Consider the following 19,223-nt stretch of genomic DNA (forward strand, 5'->3'; position numbering starts at 1 on the left):
TCCGATGCAATCCGAAGCGCTCCTCCATAGGCCAGACACAACGTCCGAGCCCATTCTGACGGTCGAAAACCTGAAGGCCTATTACACGACCAAGGCCTTCGGCATCGACCGCGACATCCGAGCCGTCGACGACATCAGCCTCACCATCGCCAAGGGAGAGATTTATGGCGTCGCCGGAGAGTCATCCTCCGGCAAGACATCGCTGATCAAGACCATCGTCGGCGCGATCCGACCGCCGCTCCACGTGGTCGCCGGGACCGTCCGCTTCAACTTCGGCGGACAGACCTACGACATCTACGATCTGAAGCCCAACGAGTTGCAGGCCATCCGCTGGCGGCACCTGTCCTACATCATGCAAGGCTCGATGAACGTGCTGAACCCGGTGCGCCGGATCAAGCACTCCTTCTATGACTTCGCCTTTGCCCACATGAGGCTCGACCGCGCCAGCTTCTGGAACAAGGTGCGCGACCATCTGAGGAAACTCGATCTTGATCCCGGTGTGCTCGACAGCTATCCGCATCAGCTGTCCGGCGGCATGCGTCAACGAACGACCATCGCTCTGGCCACCGTTTGCACGCCGGAGTTCATCGTCGCCGATGAACCGACGACGGCGCTCGATGTCATTGTGCAGCGCGACGTTCTCACCATGCTCCGCGACATTCAGCGCGATCTGGGGTCGTCCTTCCTGTTCGTGACACACGACATGAGCGTGCATGCCACGGTGTCGGACCGGGTGGGCATCGTCTATGCCGGTCGCCTCGTCGAGGAAGCTGATACGCCGACGCTGTTTCGCAGCGCTCGACACCCCTACACACAGCATCTGGTCGCCTCGCTGCCGAAGATCGGCGACACCACCCGGCGCGCCTCGCTGGCTGGTCGGCCACCGAGCCTCGCCGACCCGCCGTCTGGCTGTCGCTTCCATCCGCGCTGTCCGCTGGCCATGGACATCTGCTCTAGGCAAGTCCCGGTCATGACCAGCCTGACGCCGCGCCACCGCGTCGCCTGCTTTGCCGTCACCGGAGCTACACCATGAGTCTCCTTCTCAACATCGATCACGTCGGCAAGACCTTCCTACAGGGTGGTCTCCTGTCGCGGCGCCGTGTCGAGGCGGTGAAAGACATCTCGTTGCAGATCGAAGCCGAGCGGCCGGAAATCCTATCGGTGGTCGGTGAATCCGGCTCCGGCAAATCGACCTTGGCCGCCATGGTGCTCGGCCAGCAGCTGCCGACACGTGGCCACGTGCTGTTCGACGGCATCGACATCGCCGACATTCGCAGCCGGGCCGACCGACGCGCTTTCATGGCCAAGGTGCAGCCGGTGCTGCAAAACCCATTCGAAGCCTTCAATCCGTTGAAGCGTGTCGATCGCTATCTGTTCGCCACCGCCACCAATTTCATGACGGCCACGGGCAAGCCGACGCGCCAGGAAATCGAGGCGCGAGTCGATCGGGCACTGGTCGAGGTCGGACTGACGCTGGCCGAGGTGCGTGGACGCTTCCCGCACGAGCTTTCCGGAGGCCAGTTGCAGCGTACGGCGATTGCCCGCGCGCTGATCCCCGACCCGCGCCTGCTCGTGGCCGACGAGCCGGTGTCGATGGTCGATGCCTCGCTCCGGATGTCGATCGTCAACCTGTTCGGGTCGCTGCGCGACCGGCTCGGCCTGTCAATCATCTACATCACCCACGACCTTGCCACCGCCTATTATATCTCCGATCGCATCATCATCATGAAGAAGGGCGAGGTGGTGGAGCAGGGCAACGCGCGGGCGGTGCTCGACAATCCTCAGCATCCCTATTCGATCGCCCTCAAGAACGCCGTCCTGACACCCGACTTCGCTTGATCGAAGGCGCGCATGTAAAGAACGAAACAGGCAGACGCCGAGGGACGTCTGCCTGTTCCATCTCATTCTCTTCGGAGGTACCCGGCGGTGAACCCGCCGGGCTTTTCGCATCTAGGGGATCAATCCTTGAGCGCGAAGTTATCGAGCTTGGCGGCGTTGTCCTTGGTGATCAGCACGCAGTCCATGGAGATCTTCTCCGGCTGGCCGGTCTTGCCTTCTTTCAGGAACTTGTCGGCCAGTTCGACCGCATACTGGGCCTGACGGAAGGCCGGCTGCAGGCCGGTCGCGTGGATCTTGCCAGCGATGATGGCGTCGCGCACGTCGTTGGAGCCGTCGAAGCCGGCGACCAGAACGTCCTTGCGGCCAGCAGCCTCAAGAGCAGCCATGGCGCCCATGGCCATGGTGTCGTTGCCGGAGATCACGCCCTTGACGTCCGGATTGGCCTGGAGGATCGATTCCATCTTCGAGAAGGCTTCGGTCTGGCTCCAGTTGGCGCTCTGCTGGGCGACCATCTTCATGTCGGGATACTGATCGATCACGTCATGATAGCCCTTGGAACGCACGCCGGCGTTGGTGTCGGATTCCTTGCCGACCAGCTCGACGAAGTTGCCCTTCTCGCCCATGGCTTCGACGAAGCTTTCGGCGACCAGGGTGGCGCCCTGATAGTTGTTGGAGACGATCTGGGTGACGGCGATGCCAGTGGCGTTGATCTCGCGGTCGATCAGGAAGGACGGCACGCCGGCGTCCTTGGCCTTCTGCACGGCGGCGACAGTGGCATCGGCGCCGGCGTTGTCGAGGATGATCGCGGCGGCCTTCTGGGCGATGGCCGAGTCGATCAGGTCATTCTGCTTGTTGGCGTCGTCATCATGGCTGTAGATCGCCGCCTCATAGCCGAGTTCCTTGGCCTTGGCCTGGGCACCCACCGCTTCCTGCTTGAAGAAGGGGTTGTCATGGCTCGGGGTAATGATGACGATCAGCTTGCCATCGGCGGCGAGGGCCGAGGCGGTCAGCGCGATACCGGCCAGCAGGCCGAGGGAAACCGTCTTCAGAGTCTTGCGAAGCGACATGTCTTTCTCCTCCACTAAAGTCCGCTGCATTCCTCTCAGCGGGGCGCGGCTCACGTCGTGTGTCGACGGCCGCATTCGTTGACGCCGGTCGGGGTCGGCCGGCGCCGAAATTTCAGCCCAAGCGGGCGTTGCGGGCGATGCGCCGCTGCATCTGGTCGAGGATAACCGCGCCGACGATGACGACGCCCTTGATAACCATCTGCCAGAACTCCGAGACGCCCATCATGACGAGGCCGTCGGAGAGCACGCCGATGACGAAGGCACCGACAATGGTGCCGCCGATGGTGCCGCGACCGCCCGACAGTGAGGTGCCGCCGAGCACGGCCGCCGCGATGGCGTTCATCTCGAAGGTCTCACCGGAGGCCGGATGCGAGGCGACGAGCTGTGAAGCGACGACGAGGCCGGCGATGGCGGCGCAGAAGCCGGAAATCATGTAGACGGTCAGCTTGACGCGATTGACGTTGACACCGCTGAGCGTGGCGGCGCGCTCATTGCCGCCAACGGCGTAGATCTGTCGGCCGAACGGCGTCTTGAGGGCGACATAGGCGGCGATGCAAGCGACGACAAGCAGCAGCCAGATCGACAGGGGGATGCCGAATATGGTGCCGGAGCCGAGCACCGGGAAACCTTGGTTGCCGAACTCCGGCTTGCCGATCAGGTTCGGGAAGGTGGAGCCGCCCGACATCAGGAGTGCCGTGCCGCGTGCGACGTAGAGCATGCCGAGCGTGGCGATGAATGGCGCCACCTGCATTCGGGTAATCAGCAGGCCGTTGACGAGGCCCACGAAGGTGCCGACCAGCAGGGCGATGCCGATCACTTCCCAGACATTGGGATAGATCACCACGCCGAGCATCTCGATCGGAATGCCGTAGAGCACCAGCGCGCCGGCTACCATGCCGACCAAGCCGACGATGGCGCCGACCGACAGGTCGATGCCGCCGGTCAGAATGACGAAGGTCATGCCGATGGCGAGGAAGGCGTTGATCGCCACGTGCTTGGAGACGATCACCACGTTGGCGACAGTGACGAAGTTCGGCGCCATCAGGCTGAAGAAGATGACGACGGCGATCAGCGCGATGAAGGTCCTGAGCTTCAGGAGCAAAAGGAGCGGTGTCGACTGTCCTTTGGGCGCTTCGGCCGCCGGGGTTGCAACTGTGTTGGTCATGGTCACTGATCCTGAGCCGGGTGGTCGTGAGCGGGGGCGGCGTGGCCCTTGGTAGAGGCGCGGACGATGACCTCGTCGGTCGCCTCGTGGTCGGGCAGGTCGGCGGTGATCCGGCCCTGCGACATCACCAGCACGCGGTCGGACACGGCGTGCACCTCCTTGAGATCGGAAGTCGCGAATACAACCGCGAGGCCTTGGTCGGCCAATTCGCGCATGGTGCGGAACACCTCTTCCTTGGCGCCGATGTCGATACCGCGCGTGGGTTCGTCGAGCAGCAGCACCTTGGGTTCGGTCATCAAGCTCTTGCCGATGACCACCTTCTGCTGGTTGCCGCCCGACAGCGAGGTGATGGGCGTTTCCGGCGATGGCGCCTTGATGCGCAACGAGCGGAACAGTGCGTCGACCGCCTTGCGCTCGGCGCCATTCTGCACGGTGAACAGCTTCGTCACCTTGGCGAGACTGGCGAGCGACAGGTTCTTGCCGACGGTCAGATTTTGCACAAGGCCGTCGCGCTGGCGATCTTCGGGTACCAGGAACAAGCCGGCGGCGATACGCCGGGATACCGGCAGTTGATCGACCGCTCGACCGTTGATGGTGACCACGCCACGCGCGTCGGCCCTGAGGCCGAACAGGCTCTCGAACAGTTCCGAGCGACCGGCGCCCAGCAGGCCATAGATGCCGACGATCTCGCCGGCCCGGAAATCGACGCTGACGTCGTCGACAAGATAGCCGCCGCCGACGCGCGGCAACTTCAGGTTTTGGACCGATAGCACGGGTTCGCCGACCTTCACGTCGCGCTGCTGACGCTTGGCGAATTCGGAGGTTCCGAGCATCTGGCGGATGATCCAGGGGATCGTCGCCTCGCCCTTGGGCGCGCTTGCCTGGAAGTGGCCGTCGCGCAGCACGGTGAAGTAGTCACCGATTCGAACCAGTTCTTCGAGGCGATGCGAGATGTAGATGATGGCGACGCCTGACTTTTTCAGCTCGGCGATGACGCGGAACAGCACCTCCACCTCGGAGGACGACAGCGCCGACGTCGGCTCGTCCATGATCAGCACCCGGGCGTCGTCGGCCAGCGCCTTGGCGATCTCGACGATCTGCTGCTCGCCGATCCTGAGGTCATCGACCAGCGTGTCGGGGTCGATATTGTGCTCGAGGCGGGCGAGCAATTGCTTCGCCCGTTCGCGCTGGCGCGGCATGTCGATGTGAACGCCGCCCTTGGTCATGTCGCGACCGAGGAAGATATTCTCGGTAACGCTGAGGTTGGGGCAGAGGTTGAGCTCTTGGAAGACGATGCCGATGCCCTTCTGCGCGGCATCCAGCACCGAGGAGAACCGCACTTCCTCGCCGCCCATCATGATGCGGCCGGAGGTCGCCTGATCGACACCGGCGAGGATGCGCATTAGCGTCGACTTGCCGGCCCCGTTCTCGCCGATCAGTACGTTGACCGAGCGCTCATAGACGTCGAAGTCGACATTCTCGAGGGCAATGGTGCCGGGGAAGACGCGGGTCATCTTCTCGGCGCGAAGGACCACTGCCGGCGCGTCGGCCTGTTCGAGCGCACTCATTGGGCGCCTCCCGCCGGGCCGATCAGCACTGGCGTCAGCAGAATCTTGTCGGTAGCCGAATTGAGCGAGAAGGTTCCGGAATAGGAAATTGTCTGCCCCGGAGCCAGCTTATCGACAACTATCTTGAGTTCGTCGCCGACGTGGCCATTGAAGGCGCGACCGACCTCGGCAAACTCAAGCTGGTTGGTGAAATTCTGGAAGTTGATGAAGGGCATGGCGTCGCGTAGCGAGTTGCCCTTGATGACCGGCCCGATCTGGATGGTCACCGGGACGGGGCCACTTGGCGTCGCCACGTCGATCAGCACGGTCCCGGCGCGCGAGGCGGTGTTCTTTTCCTTGATCACCGCCGTACCCTTGACGACGAAGCTCCAGGGACTTCCCTCCTCGGCTGGGCGATGGCCGAATTCCGGACCGGCCTTGTCGAGGCCGCCCTCGACAGCAGCGATTACTGTCTCGATCGGGAAGGCCTTATCACGAACCACCGGGATGACCTCGGTGTCCCAGAGCTTTGTCACGTAGTCGGCGCCGTTGAACTTCTGCGCCGCCGCCTCACTCTCGCTCTGGATCGGCAGGATCTTGCAGCCAGCCACGGCGACGGCCAGCAGGCCGACAACGACGAGACGCCGCGAAAGTCTTGCGCCATTTCGACCGCCAGCGGCGGCGAATGGCTGATTATCGGCCGCGCTGGCCAAAAGCCGACGCGACTTAGCATGATCTGGCATGCTCATCCTCCCTAGGGTCGTCAGGATCTCCGCCCGGACCTCGTGTTTCGATTATTTTCGTTTTCTATCGTTTGTCAACGGATCATTCGCGTCATTCAACTCGCGTCAGGCAGGAGCGTGCCCAAGCCGCCTGAAGTTTCGGCCGTTTCACGCCACCTTTTACGGCGAAAAGTGGCCAAACGCTTTGTTGCTGACGATTAAGTGGGCAAACCTCATCGCCCGGTCCCTAGCTATTAGACAAAAGTCGATAGCATTCGAAAGGTAGTAAGCCGCTCTAGTTTCGCGGCAGACGCGAAAGAGCACCAATGGGCGACCAGATGCCTCGATCCGGCGCAAATGTCGCCAACCGACAGGCACAAGCCGGAAGGTGCCCGCTCAGAACACCAACCGGAGAAAAATGGATTCTGGCAATTCAGTTTCAGGTGGCGACAATCAGTTCGATGCCACGACGCTCGAACTCCTTGGCATCGCTGTCGGCGATGCCGTCATCCGTCACGAAGGAATGGATGACGTCGAGATTGCCAAGCCGCGTGAAGGAGGTGCGATTGATCTTGGAGGAATCGGCCACGAGATAGACGTGGGATGCGGCCTTGATCATTGCTTCCTTGAGTTGCAGGTCAGCGAAGCTCGGATAGGTAAGACCGGCGTCGATCGATACGCCGGCGGTCGCGAGAAACAGCTTCGAGGCAAAGATGTTGCGAAAATACTCAACGGACTTATCGCCGGATAGCGACAAGGTCGGCGCCTTGAACTGGCCGCCGGGCATGTGCACCGCGTAGCCCGGCACGGCGCCCAGAATGATGGCTATGTTCAGTGCGTTGGTGATGATTGTCAGATTTTCGCGCGTCGTCAGCCGCTGGGCGATCTCGGTGGTGGTGGAGCCAGCGTCGAGGATAATGGTCTCGTTGTTGCGCACCAGTGATGCCGCCTTGGCGCCGATCTTGCGCTTGCTATCCATGTTCTCGATGTGCTGCAGCGACATGGTGCCGACCTGCTGCTGCACCGTTTTCAGATAGGCGCCACCATGCTCGCGCAGGATGAAACCTTCCTGTTCGAGCCGCTCGAGATCCTGCCGGATGGTGGCTTCCGACACTTTGAAGGCTTGAGAGAGTTCGCGCACGCGGGCGCTCCCTTCCTCCTGCAACCATTCGAGGATCTTCATCCGTCGAGGTTCGGCGAGCAGACCGGTGAAAGCGGGAGCTTCAGCCGTAGCGGAACCACGCTTGCCGGCGGGGGCCGTGTCCGTTCCGCTACCATTCGATGATTCTATCGCCATTGGAACCTTCGCTTTCTTGCGATCCTTATAGCTCCGATTTGCAACCGGCGGCCATGCCTTTTTGGCAATGATGTCCATCCGAGGCAGGATCAACGCGCGCCGACGCTGAAGCGAGGCAAAAACCCTATTGACAAAATGCCCCTCAAAAAACATCATCAAACGAAAGAAAGCGATAAAAATCGAAAACTGAATTCATGTCGGCGAAACTTCGACCGACGGGAGGACAGACATGGCGGACAAATTCAAGCGCGAAGTGACCTTGGGCCTGGTCGTGGGCAGCCGGCAGTTTTTCAACGGCGCCCCCTGCATCAAGGCGCGCAATGACCTTGAGGCGCAGGCGGCGCGCCTTGGCATCCGTACACTTGTGCCGCCGGTCGATGCTACGGTGAACGGCGCGGTGCAGTCGCGCGACGACGCCAAGCTCTATGGCCGTTTCTTCGCCGCCCATAAGGATGAGATAGATGGCCTGGTCATCTCGCTCGCCAACTTCGGCGATGAGATCGCCATCGTCGAAATGGTGATGGCCGCCAGTCTCGGTGTGCCGATCCTCTTGCAGGCCTGCAACGACGAGTTCGACAAGGTCGACGTGAAAAGCCGTCGCGACGCCTTCTGCGGCAAGATCTCGGTGGCCAATAACTTTTATAACTACGGCATCCCATTCACCGAGACGACCAGCCATACCTCCGATCTTGATGGCGAGGAATTCGGCAGCGATCTCGACGCCTTTGCTCGCGTCTGCCGCACTGTGCGTGGCCTCCACCATGCCCGCATCGGCGCCATCGGCGCCCGCACCGCTCCGTTCCAGACCATGCGCTACTCGGAGAAATTGCTGCAGGCCATGGGCGTTACAGTGGTGCCGGTCGACCTCTCGGAGATCATCGGTCGCGCCAAGGCGATCGGCGACGACGCCGCCAGCGTGAAAGACAAGCTGACGGCCATTGGCGGCTACGGCAAGATCGACGCCCATATCCGGCCGGAGCAGGTGCTGAAGCAGGCCAAGTGGGGTATCGCCATCGACGAATGGATGGCCGAGAACGATTGCGATGCCTCGGCAATCCAATGCTGGCGGTCGCTGCAGGACAACTACGGCTGCGCGACCTGCCTCTCCATGAGCATGATGGGCGAGAAGCTGATGCCGAGCGCCTGCGAGGTGGACGTGCTCGGCACGCTCTCCATGTATGCGCTGACGCTGGCCGCCGGCCAGCCGGCCGCCATTCTCGACTGGAACAACAACTACGGCTACGACCCCGACAAGTGTGTGGGCACCCACTGCGGCAACTATCCGAAGAGCTTCTTCGGTGACACCCCCAACATCGGTGAACTCGACGTGCTGGGCGAGACCATCGGCCGCGACAAGTGCTTCGGCGCCGTCAAGGGCAAGGTGAAAGCAGGGCCGATGAGCTTCCTGCGCTTCTCCTCCGATGACCTCAACGCCACCATCAAGGCCTATGTCGGCGACGGCGCCTTTACCGACGACCCCTACGGCATGGATGGCGGCATCGCCGTAATCCAGGTCGAAAAGCTCCGGCAGCTCCTGAAAGTCGTGACGCAGAACGGCTTCGAGCATCACGTAGCCATGGTGCGCGGCCAGGTGGCCGGCATCGTCGAGGAAGCGGTCAGCCGCTACCTGAAGCTGCCCATCTACCACCACAACGGCGAGGCCGCGCCGACGCTCGGTCTCAAGGCCTTCTGTTGACGGCTATCGGCCGCAACCTGGAGAACGCGAAATGTTCCTTTCAACCGCCCCGGCGCCGGTTTCCGGCGCCGACAGGATCAACATGGTCCGTGCGCGGGCGCTCGCCATCCGTCGCAGCGCCTTCACGATGGTCCACGATGCCGGGCTCGGTCATCCCGGCGGCGATTTTTCGGCAGCCGACATTCTGGCGAGCCTGTATTTCGCCATCATGCGCTATGACGCCAAACAACCGCGCCATCCGGACCGCGACCGTTTCATCATGAGCAAGGGCCACTGCACCGGCGCCTTCTATTCGGTGCTGGCACAGGCCGGTTTCTTTCCGGAGGCCGACCTCAAGACCTACATGCAGCCGCTCTCCATGTTGAACGGCCACCCCAACCGCAATTATCTGCCGGGCATCGAAACCAATACCGGGCCACTCGGCCATGGCCTGCCGGTCGCCGTTGGCATCGCCATCGCCGGACAGCTTTCGGCCAAGGACTATCGCACCTTCGTGCTGACCGGCGACGGCGAGTTGCAGGAAGGCTCCAACTGGGAAGCGGCCATGGCAGCTGGCAATCGCAAGCTCAATCGTCTCACCGTCATCGTCGACCGCAACCGCCTGCAGCAGGGCGACCGTACCGAGGCCACCAACGGTCTCGACCCACTCGACGACAAGTGGCGCGCCTTCGGCTTCCACGTCGAAATGATCGACGGCCACGACCATGGCGCCCTGCTCGACGTGCTCGGCGCCGACCCCACGGGCCGCGACAAACCGCTTTGCGTGATCGCCAACACCATCAAGGGCAAGGGCGTTTCCTTCATGGAGGACAACGTCTCCTGGCATCACGGCGTTCCCAATGCCGAACAGTTCGCCCAGGCGATGAAGGAGCTTATCTGATGTCGGCCGCCACTAAGTCCAACGAGGGCCTTTACGACTGCCGCGACGCCTTCTCGAAGACGCTCGAGGCGCTGGCCGAGGCAGACGACCGGGTGGTCGCCGTCGTCAACGACAGCGTCGGCTCGTCCAAGCTCGGCGGCTTCAAGAAACGTTGGCCGGAACGCCTCGTCAACGTCGGCATCGCCGAGCAGAATATGGTCGGCGTCGGGGCAGGCCTGGCCAACGGCGGCCGCATCCCCTTCGTCTCCTGCGCTTCCTGCTTCCTGACCGGGCGGGCGCTGGAACAAATCAAAGCGGACGTCGCCTATTCCAATACCAACGTCAAGCTGTGCGGCCAGTCGCCCGGCATCGGCTATGGTGAGCTCGGCCCGACGCACCATTCGATTGAGGACCTCGCCTGGCTCCGGCCACTGGCCAATCTCCTCACCATCGTGCCATCCGACCCCTGGGAGACCGCCGAGGCCATCCGCTTCGCCGCCGCCTATGAGGGACCGATATTCATCCGCGTCAGCCGTTATCCGGTACCGGCGCTCGACCACAAGCTCGATCGCATCGAGCCGGGCAAGGCCGAGGTGATGCGCGACGGCGATGACGTCGCCATCCTCGCCAACGGCGTCATGCTGCACAAGGCGCTTCAGGCCGCGGACGTGCTGGCGGAACAGGGCGTGTCGGCGCGCGTCGTCAACATGGCCTGGATGAATCCGCTCGACATCGAGGCGATCGTCGACGCTGCCGGAACCGGCGCCGTCGTCACCGTCGAGGAGGCCAGCGTGCGTGGGGGTCTCGGCGGCGCGGTGGCCGAAACGCTGGCGCTCCACCGGCCAGTACCGATGGAAATGCTTGGCTTCCCCGGCTTTGCGCCCACCGGCACCGTTGACTTCCTGTTCGATCATTTCGGGCTGAGCGCCGCTGGCATATCCTCCGCCGCGTTGAAAGCAATCAGCCGCAAGGGGTGATGATGGACAAGGCTCTCGTCCTGGCCATCGACCAGGGAACGACCAACACCAAGGCGCTGCTCGTCGATCGGTCGGGGGCAGTCATCGCCGCCGCCTCCAGGCCGATGACAGTTGACTACCCGGAACCCGGCTGGGCGGAACAGTCGGCCGATGACATCTGGGCGGCGGTCAGAGCGGTGGTCGATGAACTGGCCACCAATCCTCGGGCAGTCGATATCGCAGCGCTTGCCGTCTCCAACCAGCGCGAGTCGATCGTTGTCTGGGATGCGGCGACCGGACGGCCGCTGGCGCCCTGCGTCATCTGGCAGTGCCGCCGTACCGCGGGGGCCTGCGAGGCGCTAATTGCCGCCGGTCACGGCGACTTTGTCGAGGCGCGAACCGGCCTTGGCATCAACCCGCTATTCCCGGCGAGCAAGATCGCCTGGATTCTCGACCGCATTCCCGACGGGCGGGCGCGAGCGGCAGCCGGTACCATTCGGGCCGGTACCATCGACAGCTGGCTGCTGTGGAACTTCACCGGCGGCAAGACGCACGCGACCGATCATTCGAACGCCAGCCGTACCCAGCTCTTCGACACCGAGGCGCTCGTCTGGAGTGACGAGCTCTGCGCCCTGTTCGGCGTGCCAAAGACGATGCTGGCCGAAGTCAAATCTTCCGATAGTCGGTTCGGTGAGACGGTCGCCAGCGTAACAGCCCTGCCCGCCGGCATTCCCATACATGGGATGATGGGCGATTCCCACGCCGCGCTGTTCGGCCATGGCGTGCGCGAACCGGGAACCGTCAAGGCAACCTACGGCACCGGCACGTCGCTGATGTCGCTGGTACCGCAGCGCGTTCGCTCGCGCCATGGGCTTTCCGGCACCATTGCCTGGAGCCTCGGCGGAAAAATTTGGCACGCCCTAGAAGGCAACATCTCGGTGTCGGGCCAGACCGTCGCCTTCATGGCCTCGCTACTCGGCCTGAAGGATGCCGGCGCGCTCGCCGACCTCGCCATGACGGTGCCATCGAGCAACGGCGTCGCCTTCGTGCCAGCCCTGGTCGGCCTTGGCGCGCCACATTGGCGCAACGATGTGCGGGGGGAAATCTCCGGCCTGTCGCTTGGTACGCAACCGGCGCATCTGGCACGCGCCGCCGTCGAGGCGGTGGCTTTCCAGGTGGCCGACGTGTTCGCTGCAATGGAGGCAGACATCGGAGCCCCACTTTCCGGTCTTTCGGTCGACGGCGGCGCTTCGCGCAACGATTTCCTGATGCAGTTCCAAGCCGACATTCTCGGCCGACCGCTTCGCCGCGGCAAGTTCCCCGAAGTCAGCGCCCTTGGCGCCGCCTCGGTCGCTTTCCACGGCCTTGGTCTCGCCATGACCGGCGGCGAGGAAGGACAGACGCTGTTCACACCGGTCATGCCGACCGAGGCGCGCGAGATGCATCTCGCCGGCTGGCGCAAAGCCGTCGGTCATCTCTTGGACTGACGAACGGCGGCTTCCGAGCCGATGATCGACAGGGTGGCGGAGCGATCTCTATGGATCGCTCCGCCACCTTTTTTTGTTGGCCGCCGCCGCTCGCCAGGGGAAACCGAAGGGGACCTCTGGCGTCAGCTTTTAGTCTAGTCGTCGAGGCATTCTCATCGCGGTCTCCGTCTCGACGAGACGACCAAGCTAAGTGAAATCCAGCATCACCAAGCACATGGCCGCCATCCGGCTCAGGAATGCATCCCTCCAGGCTTTGGTCTGAGAAAATGTTTTCTCATATTGACTTCGGTTAAGAGAAAAGGTTTTTTCATCACAAGAATGAGGGAGGGAAAACTGGACATCACCGGCGGCAAGCGTGGACGCCTCACCATCCACACCGTGGCAGCACTGGCCGGCGTGTCGATCTCGACCGCCTCCAAAGCGCTCAACGGCAGCGGGCGGATGAGCGCTGAAACGCGGGAGCGGGTGAAGAAAGTGGCGCTGGAGGTCGGCTTTCGACCGAACGCGCTGGCAAGGGGATTGATCACCAAGCGCAGCTTCACCATCGGCCTGCTGACCAACGACACCTACGGCCGCTTCACCCTGCCAGTGATGGCCGGCGTATCGGAAGAGTTGGTGGGACACGGCGTATCGGTGTTCCTATGTGCCATTGAAGACGATCCCGAGCGGGCACGTGTCCACGTCGACGCCATGCTCGACAAGAGCGTCGACGGCATCATCGCGTCCGGCAAACGCTTCGATCGGCAGCTGCCGGTAGACCTTACCCACCTCTCGCTGCCGGTGGTCTACGCCTTCTCGCAAGGTCCCGCCGATGGCGTGACACTGCGCTCCGACGACGAACAGGGAGCCCGACTGGCTGTCCAGTGCCTGATCGACGCCGGTTGTCGGCGAATTGTTCACATCACCGGGCCGCAGAGCTTCCTGTCGGTTGGCGAACGCGCCGATGCCTATCGCGCCGCCATCAATGGGCCGGCGGAGGTGCTTCACGGAATCTGGTCAGAAGCCTGGGGGCATGTCGCAGTGGCTCGGCTCTGGGAACGCGGTGGGGAGAAGCCCGATGGCCTCTTCTGCGGCAACGATCAGATCGCGCGCGGCGTCATCGACGGCCTGCGCGAGCGTGGCGTCCGGGTACCTGAGGATGTGGCCGTGGTTGGTTTTGACAATTGGGAAATCATGGCGGCGCAGACGCGCCCGCCGCTGACGACTGTGGACATGAATCTCAGAACACTCGGCAGGGAGGCCGGCCGGTTGGTGATGGCGATGTCGGAGGGCCGCGAAGTGCAGGCCGGCATCCGCAAACTGCCGTGCTCGCTGGTGGTCCGTCAGTCTTGCCGGGGTACGGAAGCCCCGGCTTGAAGCCATGGATTTCGCGGGAAGAGGAACCCGCTTAGGAGGAGAGAGAAATGAAAGTCAACAAGCTGCTGGCCGCGGCCAGCCTCATTACGTTCTGCTTCGCCGCCGGCGCGGCGCAGGCCGATACGCTGCAAATGTGGGTGCGTAGCGGCATCGGCGCGTCGTTCACCAGCCTGGTGAAGGCCTACAACGACAGCCACCCGGATAAGGTTGCGCTCACCGAGGTCCCGCAGACCGAGTTGGTCCAGAAATATGCCACCGCCATCGCCGGTGGCCAGGCGCCGGACGCGCTGTCGATGGACCTCATCTACAATCCTGCCTTCGCGGCAGCCGGCCAGCTCGAGGATCTGACCGATTGGGCCAAGGCCCTGCCATACTTCTCGTCGCTGTCACCGAGCCACGTCAAGCTCGGCACCTTTGAGGACAAGATCTATGGCCTGCCGATGTCGGTCGAGACCTCGGTCTTTGCTTGGAACAAGGATCTCTACAAGAAAGCCGGTCTAGATCCAGATAAGGCCCCGACCACCTGGGAGGAGATTTCAGCCAACGCCAAGAAGATTCGTGCGCTCGGCGATGACATCTACGGCTTCTATTTCTCCGGCGGCGGCTGTGGCGGCTGCATGATCTTCACCTTCACCCCGCTCACCTGGGGCGCTGGTGCCGACATCCTGTCTGAGGACGGCAAGAAGGCAACGCTCGACACGCCTCAGATGCACAAGGCGGTCGGCTATTATCGTGACATGGTCAAGGCGGGCGTCGTACCGCCGGGCGCGGCTTCGGATACCGGCACCAACTTCCTGTCGATCACCAACGGCAAGATCGGCCAGCAGAACCTTGGCGCGTTCGCCATCGGCACGCTGGTCACCGAGCATCCCGACATCCACTTCGGCGTGTCGCTGATCCCGAGCGTCGATGGCAAGACCTCGTCGTTTGCTGGCGGCGACAATTTCGTCATCACCAAGGGCTCGCCGCACGCTGCACTTGCCAAGAACTTCCTCGAATATGCCTATTCGCTGGACGGCCAGAAAGTGATGGCGAAATACGGCAGCCTGCCGACCCGGTCGGATATCGCGGCCGAGGTGCTGAAGGATCTCGATCCGCGCATGAAGGTCGGCGTCGACGCCATCGCCGTCGCCAAAACGCCCTACACGCTGCAGTTCAACGACCTGATCAACAGCGCCAACGGTCCTTGGGCTTCGTTCACCAATGCCGCCATCTTTGGTGACGACGTCGACGGTGCCTTCGCCAAGGCTCAGGAAGAAATGCAGGGCATCATCGATAACGCCCAGTAAGCGCTATCCACGATCGACTGGCCGGAAGAACTGCCTTCCGGCCAGCCTCCCCCTCGGACGGCACCGGCCAGCCCGGTCCGTTATTTCGCCCGCCCCCTAGGTTTTCGCATCCGCCGCTCCGCAGTGTCCTTGACCCGCGGGCGGGTGCCCCAGAAGAACGGCAGCGATGACTCTCGTCGATAGTATCTCCACCCCCTCCCGCAGACGTCGCCCTAAGGGGCGGTCACAATGGAAGGGCCTTCTTTATATTGCGCCCGCCATGGCGCTGGTGATCGTGTTCTTTATTCTGCCAGTGCTGTTCACCTTCTGGATGAGCTTGAACAAGTGGCCATTGATCGGCGCTACCAAGTTCATCGGCCTAGGCAACTACATCCGGATGCTTTCCGATGCGCGCTTCTATTCGGCGCTAGGATTTACTGCCTACTACACGGTGATCATCACCATCGCCATCTTTGCTGTGGCCTTCCCGCTCGCCATCTTCGTCGAGCGGCAACGCCGGATGGTCGGGGTCTATCGGACCGCGATCTTCATGCCGGTGGTGGTCGGCCTCGCTTCGGCTTCGCTCCTCTGGGTGTGGTTCGCCAACGTCGACAGCGGCTTTTTGAACCCGCTTCTGGCCTGGCTAGGGCTCGTCGACCTCAAGACCAACTTCTTTGCGAGTTTCGACAGTGCCTTCTTCATCATCTGTCTGATGGTGGTTTGGAAGGTGGCCGGTTTCACGATGATCATCCTGCTTACCGGCCTGCAGGCAATCCCAACCGAGCTCGGTGAAGCGGCGCGCATTGATGGTGCCAACCGCTGGAAGCGCTTCATCTACGTCACGCTGCCACTGATGCGCAAGACGATGGCGCTGTCGTTGATCCTGTCAGTGACCGGCTCGATCCTCGCCTTCGACCAGTTCTACATCATGACGGCCGGTGGGCCGCAGAACAAGATGATCACGGTGGTCTACTACATTTTCAATCAGTCCTTCGTGTCGTTCAACCTTGGCTACGGAGCGGCCATGTCGCTGGTGCTGCTGGCCATTCTGGTGCTGATCAGCATCTTCCAGCTTTGGCTGCTTCGCGTCGGGGAGGACAGGCCATGACAAGCAAGAAAGAAGCTCGTGTCCGCCGGGCGTTCTTTTCAGCCGGGGGCTACCACGGCACCGGCATCCTGCTCGCCGTCTTCTTCCTGGCGCCATTCGCTATCGCTATCCTCTCGTCCTTCCGCCACGGCACGGAAGCACGACTGCCGCCGATCCCGCCGTGGCCAACCACCGGCTTCAGTCTCGATGCCTACCGCAGCCTCGACAGTTTCGGAGCTGGCATCTGGCAGCACACGCTGAACTCGGCGGCGGTGGCGATTGGAACGGCGTTTCTCACCGTGGTGGTGAGCCTGCTCGCTGGCTACGGCTTCTCGCGCTATCGCTTCAAGTTCAAGAATGCGCTGTTCGTGCTGATCATCGCCACGCTGATGATCCCGTTTCAGTCGATCCTGACGCCGCTGTTCATCATCCTCGCCAAATTGGGGCTCAACAACTCGTTGATCGGCCTGACGCTGGTCTACGTGACGCTGCAGCTTCCCTTCTCGGTGTTCATGATGCGGAATGCCTTCGACGCGGTGCCGAAGGAGATTGAGGAGGCAGCTCGCATCGACGGGGCTCGCGACTTGAAGCTGCTCGTCCGCGTGCTGCTGCCGCTGGTGCTGCCGGGCATCGTCACCGTAGCGATCTTCGCCTTCCTCAATTCCTGGAACGAATTCCTGGCCGCCCTGGTGCTCCTGTCGGACAATTCCAAGTTCACGCTGCCGATCCTGATTTCGGCGGTGCGCGGCGGTCGGCTCGGCGCTATCGACTGGGGTGCCGTCCAGGCGGGCGTCACCGTGATGAGCGTGCCCTGCCTCTTCGTCTTCCTGCTTCTGCAACGCTACTACATGCGCGGCCTGATGGCCGGCGCCGTGAAGTGACACTTTCCCTCACTGGAAATCCGATCATGACCAAGACCAAGAAAGACCGTCAGTTCCGCCCCGTCCCTGTGCCATCCGTCGTGCTTGGCGGTCTGTTCGGCGCTCGCCAGGACGCCGTTTGCGAGGCCACCGCCGAAACGCTGCTCGACCGCTGCGTCGATGCCGGCATGTTGAAAGCGATCGATGTCGAACAGCCGAGCCCAGGGGTCGTCATCCCCTATCATTCGATGAGCCCCACCGTGCCGGCGACCGAGCACAAGGCTATGGTTTCCACCCAGATGTTCTGGGACAGCGACCTTGGCAAGTCGATCGAGACGGTGGCCTATTCGCTTTACCGCAAGCCCAATCCGAAGCTCGAAGCGCGCGTCGACGCTATTGTCGACCTCTACGCCAAGCTGCAACGAGCCGATGGCTACCTCAATGCCTGGTATCTGCGCGTGGTGCCGGGCCGCGAGTGGGCCAACCTCCGCGACACGCACGAACTCTATTGCGCCGGGCACCTGATCGAAGGCGCCGTCGCCTATTACCAGGCCACAGGCAAGCGCAAGCTGATGGACATCATGAGCCGCTATGTCGACCATATCATCGACAAGTTCGGCCATGGCCCCGGCAAGATTGCCGGTTACTGCGGCCACGAAGAGATCGAGCTGGCGCTCGTCAAGCTGGCCCGCGCCACCGGCCAGCAGAAGTACATGGACCTCTCCAAATATTTCATCGACGAGCGTGGCACTGAGCCGCATTATTTCGACATCGAGGCGCGTCGAGACGGGCGCGATCCCAAGAACTTCGTGATGGGGTCCTACCAGTACAACCAGTCGCACCAGCCAGTACGCGAGCAGAAAAAGGTGGTGGGCCACGCGGTGCGTGCCATGTACCTCTATTCGGGCATGGCCGATATCGCCACCGAGTATAGTGACGATACGCTGACCACCGCCCTTGAGACGCTGTGGGACGACCTCATCACCAAGCAGATGTATATCACCGGCGGCATAGGGCCGGCGGCGGCGAATGAGGGATTCACCGACTACTACGACCTGCCAAACGAAAGCGCCTATGCCGAGACCTGCGCGTCGGTCGGCCTGGTATTCTGGGCGAACCGTATGCTCGGACGCGGCCCCAACCGCCGCTTTGCCGACATCATGGAGATCGCGCTCTATAACGGCTCGCTTTCCGGCCTGTCGCTCGACGGCAAGACTTTCTTCTACGAAAACCCGCTCGAAAGTGCAGGCAAGCACCATCGCTGGATTTGGCACCGTTGCCCCTGCTGCCCGCCTAACATCGCTCGCCTCGTCGCGTCGGTCGGCTCCTACATGTATGCCGTCGCCGACGATGAGATCGCCGTGCATCTGTATGGCGAAAGCTCGGTGAAGGCCGAGATTGCCGGTACGAAGGTGGAACTCGCACAAGCCACCCGCTATCCTTGGCATGGGGCCGTGCGGCTGACGCTGAAGGTGGAGAAGCCGACACGCTTTGCCATCTCGCTTCGCATCCCCGGCTGGGCGAAAGGCGCCAAGCTTTCCATCGATGGCGGGGCAGTGGATCTCGTCTCGGTTATGGTGAATGGCTACGCGCGCATCGAACACGAATGGACCGGCAGCGAAGTCATCGACCTCGAATTGCCGCTGATCCCGCGTGCTCTCTGGGCCGATCCGCGCGTTCGTCAGGACACCGGCCGCTTCGCGCTGATGCGCGGGCCGTTGGTCTACTGCGCCGAGGGCGTCGACAATGGTGAAGGGCTCAACGCACTCACCGTCACCGGCGATCCGTCTCGCGCCAACGAAATCGAGATCGCGGCGCTCGGCGGCGCCGTCGCCCTCGACATCGAGGCGAGGCGCGATGTGAGTACTGGTTTTGAAGGCTCGCTCTACCGCGAGGCCCCACCAGCGACGGAGCCTGCCAAAGCACGCTTCGTGCCCTATCACCTCTGGGACAACCGCGCGCCCGGCGAAATGCTCGTCTGGATGCGCGGCGGCCCGAAGAAGACTGGAGCGTGACG

General features: G+C 62.6%; 16 protein-coding genes. 11 read left to right on the forward strand and 5 right to left on the reverse strand.

Annotated features, from left to right (window positions below; genetic code table 11):
* Positions 1–4: 4 nt before the first annotated feature.
* Positions 5–1,033: an ABC transporter ATP-binding protein gene (locus tag AB6N07_RS00840; RefSeq protein WP_370675945.1), complete on the forward strand. Its 1,029-nt coding sequence runs from the start codon at positions 5–7 to the stop codon at positions 1,031–1,033.
* Positions 1,030–1,839, forward strand: a complete 810-nt coding sequence (locus tag AB6N07_RS00845) for an ABC transporter ATP-binding protein (RefSeq protein ID WP_370675946.1) — start codon at positions 1,030–1,032, stop codon at positions 1,837–1,839. Before AB6N07_RS00840 ends, AB6N07_RS00845 begins: the two co-directional genes overlap by 4 nt.
* Positions 1,840–1,958: 119 nt before the next feature.
* Here the strand turns inward: AB6N07_RS00845 and AB6N07_RS00850 are convergent, their stop codons facing one another.
* The 5 genes from AB6N07_RS00850 to AB6N07_RS00870 form a co-directional block, all read right to left on the reverse strand.
* Positions 1,959–2,906, reverse strand: a complete 948-nt coding sequence (locus AB6N07_RS00850) for a D-ribose ABC transporter substrate-binding protein (protein WP_370675947.1) — start codon at positions 2,904–2,906, stop codon at positions 1,959–1,961.
* A 112-nt stretch (positions 2,907–3,018) separates the two neighbouring features.
* On the reverse strand, positions 3,019–4,071 hold the full coding sequence (locus AB6N07_RS00855; RefSeq protein WP_370675948.1) for an ABC transporter permease: 1,053 nt from the start codon (positions 4,069–4,071) through the stop codon (positions 3,019–3,021).
* Positions 4,072–4,073: 2 nt separating this feature from the next.
* Positions 4,074–5,639 (reverse strand): sugar ABC transporter ATP-binding protein, encoded by a 1,566-nt coding sequence (locus tag AB6N07_RS00860; RefSeq protein WP_370675949.1) that lies wholly within the window; start codon positions 5,637–5,639, stop codon positions 4,074–4,076.
* On the reverse strand, positions 5,636–6,361 hold the full coding sequence (locus tag AB6N07_RS00865; protein ID WP_370675950.1) for a DUF2291 family protein: 726 nt from the start codon (positions 6,359–6,361) through the stop codon (positions 5,636–5,638). The genes AB6N07_RS00860 and AB6N07_RS00865 overlap by 4 nt, the downstream gene beginning before the upstream one ends.
* 418 nt (positions 6,362–6,779) lie before the next feature.
* The gene (locus AB6N07_RS00870) at positions 6,780–7,523 is read right to left on the reverse strand and encodes a DeoR/GlpR family DNA-binding transcription regulator (protein ID WP_370675951.1); all 744 of its coding nucleotides are present in this window, start codon (positions 7,521–7,523) and stop codon (positions 6,780–6,782) included.
* A gap of 343 nt (positions 7,524–7,866) precedes the next feature.
* Here AB6N07_RS00870 and AB6N07_RS00875 point away from each other — a divergent pair, with 343 nt between their 5' ends.
* The 9 genes from AB6N07_RS00875 (at position 7,867) to AB6N07_RS00915 (ending at position 19,221) form a co-directional block, all read left to right on the forward strand.
* Complete coding sequence (locus AB6N07_RS00875; protein WP_370675952.1) at positions 7,867–9,333, forward strand: L-fucose/L-arabinose isomerase family protein; 1,467 nt, start codon at positions 7,867–7,869, stop codon at positions 9,331–9,333.
* A gap of 31 nt (positions 9,334–9,364) precedes the next feature.
* Positions 9,365–10,213, forward strand: coding sequence for a transketolase (locus AB6N07_RS00880; RefSeq protein ID WP_370675953.1), 849 nt, complete (start codon positions 9,365–9,367; stop codon positions 10,211–10,213).
* On the forward strand, positions 10,213–11,169 hold the full coding sequence (locus AB6N07_RS00885) for a transketolase family protein (protein WP_370675954.1): 957 nt from the start codon (positions 10,213–10,215) through the stop codon (positions 11,167–11,169). Before AB6N07_RS00880 ends, AB6N07_RS00885 begins: the two co-directional genes overlap by 1 nt.
* Positions 11,169–12,635 (forward strand): FGGY family carbohydrate kinase, encoded by a 1,467-nt coding sequence (locus tag AB6N07_RS00890; protein WP_370675955.1) that lies wholly within the window; start codon positions 11,169–11,171, stop codon positions 12,633–12,635. Before AB6N07_RS00885 ends, AB6N07_RS00890 begins: the two co-directional genes overlap by 1 nt.
* Positions 12,636–12,953: 318 nt before the next feature.
* Positions 12,954–13,991, forward strand: coding sequence for a LacI family DNA-binding transcriptional regulator (locus AB6N07_RS00895; RefSeq protein ID WP_370675956.1), 1,038 nt, complete (start codon positions 12,954–12,956; stop codon positions 13,989–13,991).
* A gap of 47 nt (positions 13,992–14,038) precedes the next feature.
* On the forward strand, positions 14,039–15,280 hold the full coding sequence (locus tag AB6N07_RS00900; protein ID WP_370675957.1) for a sugar ABC transporter substrate-binding protein: 1,242 nt from the start codon (positions 14,039–14,041) through the stop codon (positions 15,278–15,280).
* Positions 15,281–15,446: 166 nt separating this feature from the next.
* On the forward strand, positions 15,447–16,367 hold the full coding sequence (locus tag AB6N07_RS00905) for a carbohydrate ABC transporter permease (protein WP_370675958.1): 921 nt from the start codon (positions 15,447–15,449) through the stop codon (positions 16,365–16,367).
* Entirely contained in the window at positions 16,364–17,227 is an 864-nt protein-coding gene (locus AB6N07_RS00910) for a carbohydrate ABC transporter permease (RefSeq protein WP_370675959.1), read from the forward strand. Before AB6N07_RS00905 ends, AB6N07_RS00910 begins: the two co-directional genes overlap by 4 nt.
* Before the next feature lie 26 nt (positions 17,228–17,253).
* Entirely contained in the window at positions 17,254–19,221 is a 1,968-nt protein-coding gene (locus tag AB6N07_RS00915) for a glycoside hydrolase family 127 protein (RefSeq protein ID WP_370675960.1), read from the forward strand.
* Positions 19,222–19,223: the final 2 nt, after the last annotated feature.

This window comes from Pleomorphomonas sp. PLEO (genome assembly GCF_041320595.1).
In the GTDB taxonomy this organism is placed as follows: Bacteria; Pseudomonadota; Alphaproteobacteria; order Rhizobiales; family Pleomorphomonadaceae; genus Pleomorphomonas.

Excerpts from the sequence above, each read along its gene's own strand:
- AB6N07_RS00840 (WP_370675945.1), top strand. The coding sequence starts at position 5 with ATGCAATCCGAAGCGCTCCTCCATAGGCCAGACACAACGTCCGAGCCC.
- AB6N07_RS00845 (WP_370675946.1), top strand. The coding sequence starts at position 1,030 with ATGAGTCTCCTTCTCAACATCGATCACGTCGGCAAGACCTTCCTACAG.
- AB6N07_RS00850 (WP_370675947.1), bottom strand. The coding sequence starts at position 2,906 with ATGTCGCTTCGCAAGACTCTGAAGACGGTTTCCCTCGGCCTGCTGGCC.
- AB6N07_RS00855 (WP_370675948.1), bottom strand. The coding sequence starts at position 4,071 with ATGACCAACACAGTTGCAACCCCGGCGGCCGAAGCGCCCAAAGGACAG.
- AB6N07_RS00860 (WP_370675949.1), bottom strand. The coding sequence starts at position 5,639 with ATGAGTGCGCTCGAACAGGCCGACGCGCCGGCAGTGGTCCTTCGCGCC.
- AB6N07_RS00865 (WP_370675950.1), bottom strand. The coding sequence starts at position 6,361 with ATGCCAGATCATGCTAAGTCGCGTCGGCTTTTGGCCAGCGCGGCCGAT.
- AB6N07_RS00870 (WP_370675951.1), bottom strand. The coding sequence starts at position 7,523 with ATGAAGATCCTCGAATGGTTGCAGGAGGAAGGGAGCGCCCGCGTGCGC.
- AB6N07_RS00875 (WP_370675952.1), top strand. The coding sequence starts at position 7,867 with ATGGCGGACAAATTCAAGCGCGAAGTGACCTTGGGCCTGGTCGTGGGC.
- AB6N07_RS00880 (WP_370675953.1), top strand. The coding sequence starts at position 9,365 with ATGTTCCTTTCAACCGCCCCGGCGCCGGTTTCCGGCGCCGACAGGATC.
- AB6N07_RS00885 (WP_370675954.1), top strand. The coding sequence starts at position 10,213 with ATGTCGGCCGCCACTAAGTCCAACGAGGGCCTTTACGACTGCCGCGAC.
- AB6N07_RS00890 (WP_370675955.1), top strand. The coding sequence starts at position 11,169 with ATGATGGACAAGGCTCTCGTCCTGGCCATCGACCAGGGAACGACCAAC.
- AB6N07_RS00895 (WP_370675956.1), top strand. The coding sequence starts at position 12,954 with ATGAGGGAGGGAAAACTGGACATCACCGGCGGCAAGCGTGGACGCCTC.
- AB6N07_RS00900 (WP_370675957.1), top strand. The coding sequence starts at position 14,039 with ATGAAAGTCAACAAGCTGCTGGCCGCGGCCAGCCTCATTACGTTCTGC.
- AB6N07_RS00905 (WP_370675958.1), top strand. The coding sequence starts at position 15,447 with ATGACTCTCGTCGATAGTATCTCCACCCCCTCCCGCAGACGTCGCCCT.
- AB6N07_RS00910 (WP_370675959.1), top strand. The coding sequence starts at position 16,364 with ATGACAAGCAAGAAAGAAGCTCGTGTCCGCCGGGCGTTCTTTTCAGCC.
- AB6N07_RS00915 (WP_370675960.1), top strand. The coding sequence starts at position 17,254 with ATGACCAAGACCAAGAAAGACCGTCAGTTCCGCCCCGTCCCTGTGCCA.